This window comes from Crocosphaera sp. Alani8, assembly GCF_038442745.1.
Lineage (GTDB): Bacteria > Cyanobacteriota > Cyanobacteriia > Cyanobacteriales > Microcystaceae > Crocosphaera.
Window position 1 is genome coordinate 1 of the sequence record NZ_JARVCN010000306.1, and the last position, 3,849, is coordinate 3,849.

The following is a 3,849-nucleotide window of genomic DNA, read 5'->3' on the forward strand; positions in this document are numbered from 1 at the left end:
GGTTTGATAAATCCCCCTCGTTTATAGTGCGGGGCTTCTCGGCGGTTAGCTAATGCTGATGCGGTTTGTCGTAGTCGAGTTATCTGTTGAATAATCGAATAGTAATGCTGCTGTAGTCGAGTTAGCAGCGTAACATTCGCTTCTGGTTCTAATTGATTTTCTAGTAGCTTGCGGATATGTTCTAATTGAAATCCTTGTTGTTTGAGTGCCACAATCCATCGTAAATACTGGACATGGTTTTGGGTATAGAGACGGTAGTTACTCGGGGATCTAATGGCTTCGGGTAGTAAACCTATTTGATGAGAGTGACGCACCATGCGGGGCGTTATTCCTCCTCCTACTGTCTCCGTAAGTTTTTTAATAGTTAAGTATTCACTAGACATTTCAGGCAATTATTGATGTTTTTGACAAAGTGCGATTTATTTTCTTGACCTTAACATTAATGTCAAGGTTTATCTTGAGAGAGTAATCAAATTTTCTCAGTCAATGACTCCAAGATATCTATCTAACTTCTCTTTCTATCGACTTTTACAGAAGTATCCAGACACTTTTGCTGCTGTTGTTTGTGCAATTCTCATTTTTTTGGGTTGGTTAAGTCTTCATCTGGGTTGGATTGGTCTTGCTTTGTTAATTTTTCCCATCGGTTACGTAATTGGCGGTTATGAAAGCACAAAAGAAGGATTAACGACTCTATTTACAGAACGAGAGTTAGATGTGGATTTGCTCATGATCGTGGCTGCTTTAGGGGCAGCTATTTTAGGATTATGGCAACAAGACTATTATTTAATAATCGATGGGGGAGTATTGATTCTGATTTTTGCAGTTAGCGGTGCTTTAGAAAGTATTGCTATGCAGCGTACGGAGCGAAATATCAGTTTGTTAATGGCAACTGCACCAAATACGGCCATAGTCATCAACAAGGAACGACAACAAGAAATTGCGATCGCTAAATTAAAAGTAGGAGATTTAGTGTTAGTTAAACCAGGAGAATTGATTCCTGTTGATGGAATTATTTTAGAAGGTTTGACGAATGTTAACCAAGCATCAATTACTGGAGAGTCTATTCCTGTAGATAAGCAGGTTGGAGATCAAGTCTTTGCTGGTACGCTCAACGGTAACGGAGCTTTGAAAGTAAAAGTAGATCGTTCCCCAGAAAGCAGTCTTATTCAAAGAGTGATTCGGTTAGTAGAAAAAGCACAAACCGAAGCACCCCCATCTCAGCAGTTTATCGAACGATTCGAGCGAGGCTACGCAAGAGTTATCGTTTTAGTCGGATTATTGTTGGCAACTCTACCATCGTTATTATTAAGTTGGGACTGGGAAACAACAATTTACCGAGCCTTAATATTTTTAGTTGTAGCTTCTCCCTGCGCTTTGATGGCTGCAATTATGCCTACTCTGCTATCAGGAATAGCTCGTGGTGCTAGAGAGGGAATTCTATTTAAGAATGGCTCTCAAATAGAGAAGATGGGAAAAGTAAAAGCGATCGCCTTTGATAAAACTGGTACTCTAACTACGGGAAAATTAGAGGTGGTAGAAATTGTTTCCATACTAGGGGAGAATAGCGATCGGATTTTAACGTTAGCTGCGGCCTTAGAATCTCGTTCGGAACATCCTATCGGCAAGGCAATTACTCAAGCTGCTCTAGATAAAAACTTTCAATGGCAAAATGCCAGTCAAGTACAAGCAAAAACGGGTTTAGGAATTGTTGGTGAAGTAGAGGGAAAAACAGTTAGAGTCGGAAAAACTGCTTTTATTCGTCAAGAAATTCATCATTTAAACCCTGAATTCGTTGAGATAAATAAACGCCTGGAAAAACAAGGAAAAACTGTTGTCTGGGTGGTTGAAAATGAAAAGGTTATAGGTTCGATTGCTGTTGCTGACGCTATTCGACCAGAAGCAGCAGCATCGATCAAAGAATTAAAAGAAATGGGGATCGAACAAATAGTTTTACTGACGGGAGACAATCAAGTTACTGCTAATAGTGTTGCTGAATCCCTTGGCATAGAAATGGTTCATGCCGAACTTCTGCCAGAAGATAAATTGACAGTTATTCGACAGCTACAGCGAAAATATCAAAATGTAGCAATGGTAGGAGATGGTATTAACGATGCCCCTGCACTTGCTATGGCAACAGTCGGTATAGCTATGGGTGGTGCTGGGAATGATGTCGCTTTGGAAACTGCCGATGTAATATTGATGAGCGATCGCCTCGAAAAAATATCTCAAGCAATTAACCTCGGCCGTCGTGCTAATCGTATTATCAAACAAAACATCACTTTTGCGCTTTCTTTTATTTTCCTGCTATTGATAGCGAACTTTACAGGTAATATCAATATGCCTTTAGGGGTAATCGGGCATGAAGGCTCTACAGTTTTGGTAATTTTAAGTGGCCTCCGTTTATTGCTACCCTAATAATTGATAAGTGGCAATTATGACTGAAGTTCCGCTTCGACAAAATGAAGAAACCTATTCTGTGTAAAGATTACAAGGATTTGAGTGAGAACTTTAACTGGGTACAAAGGTGTATCTATTTTTTCAGAATCAACAGAAGTCCGAATCACATATAAACCATCCAATGTATCTTGTTGTTCTAAAGCTTCAAATTTTCTCGAATAAGACAAGCTCTCTTCAATAATTTCTAGATTAAAGAATTTTCGCTAGTAATTCCCATGTAGTGAAAGAATCTTCAATTGTTTACTTGTATTAAGCCAGAGAGAAAAATGAGGAATTGTGGTTCAGGTAAAATTTCATAGTTCTCCAAAACACTCTTGTAAAAACTGTGTAAATAATTGAATTTTAGTTGACAAATGACGATTAATAGGGTAGATAACAGACAGGGTTAATTCAGGGAGTTTATAGTTAGATAAAATAGTTTGCAAAGCTCCATTTTTTAAGGCTTCTTCAACAATAAAATTAGGTAAAGCAACAATTCCTAATCCCTTTATGGCCGCATCTCTTAAGACTTCCCCATTGTTACAACATAAAACTCCTTTAACTAATACTTTTTCTTCTTTCTCTTGATAACTCAATTCCCATTGACACCCACTGGTTAAATAACCATAATTCAGACAGGAATGATCTTTTAAATCTTGAATTTTTTTAGGGATTCCTCTGATATTTAAGTAACTTGGAGAAGCACAAATAACCCGAGGAATAATTGTGATAGGATTGACCACTAAACTGGAAGAATCAGGGGGTGAACCAATACGAATAACCAGATCGTAACCTTCACTAATGGGGTCAACAAAACGGTCTTCTAAGGTCAATTGAATGTTAATTTTTTCGTATCTGCTCATAAATTCTGCTATCTTTGAACCTAACACAGACATACCAAAAGACATGGGTGCATTAATTCTTAAAATTCCTTTCGGTTCGCTGTGTTGCTCTGAAACCGCTAGTTCTGCCTCTTCTACACTATTAAGAATCTCCAGACACCTTTTATAAAAAGCTTTACCAGTATCTGTGGGGGTGACTTGACGAGTGGTGCGATAGAGTAGTTGAACCCCTAAATGGTTTTCTAGGTGAATGACCATTTTATTGACGCTAGAACGCGATAGATTCATTTTTCTGGCTGCTTCTGCAAAGCTGCCGTTTTCCACTACTTGGGTGAAGGCGTACATACTCTCTAATTTATCCATAATTGTCAACTATTTATCTACAATATGTATCTAAAATTGTATATTGTCTTTTTATGAAAAACAATTCATCATAAAAACAGTTAGTCTCAAATGAGAGGAGTGGTCAAAATTATGATTACTGTTCGTCCCAGTCAAGCAAGGGGTCATGCTAACTTTGGGTATCTTCTCAAAAAGCCAGGGGTCACTCGCTGCGAAAACTTAGGCCAAA

The 3,849-nt window shown here is 38.3% G+C and carries 3 protein-coding genes; 1 reads left to right on the top strand and 2 read right to left on the bottom strand.

Going from position 1 to position 3,849, the window contains the following annotated elements:
• Nucleotides 1-383, bottom strand: a 383-nt coding sequence (locus P9B04_RS16410; RefSeq protein ID WP_342056062.1) for a helix-turn-helix domain-containing protein, incomplete at its 3' end; no start/stop codon positions are given.
• Between the two features lie 103 nt (nt 384-486).
• On the opposite strand from P9B04_RS16410, the gene P9B04_RS16415 reads away from it, so the two are divergent.
• The gene (locus P9B04_RS16415; RefSeq protein WP_342056063.1) at nt 487-2,415 is read left to right on the top strand and encodes a heavy metal translocating P-type ATPase; all 1,929 of its coding nucleotides are present in this window, start codon (nt 487-489) and stop codon (nt 2,413-2,415) included.
• Nucleotides 2,416-2,750: 335 nt separating this feature from the next.
• Here the strand turns inward: P9B04_RS16415 and P9B04_RS16420 are convergent, their stop codons facing one another.
• Nucleotides 2,751-3,641, bottom strand: a complete 891-nt coding sequence (locus P9B04_RS16420; protein WP_342056064.1) for a LysR family transcriptional regulator — start codon at nt 3,639-3,641, stop codon at nt 2,751-2,753.
• Between the last annotated feature and the right edge of the window lie 208 nt (nt 3,642-3,849).

What these genes read in the sequence shown, in the direction of transcription:
- P9B04_RS16415 (WP_342056063.1), top strand. Translation starts at nt 487, where the DNA reads ATGACTCCAAGATATCTATCTAACTTCTCTTTCTATCGACTTTTACAG.
- P9B04_RS16420 (WP_342056064.1), bottom strand. Translation starts at nt 3,641, where the DNA reads ATGGATAAATTAGAGAGTATGTACGCCTTCACCCAAGTAGTGGAAAAC.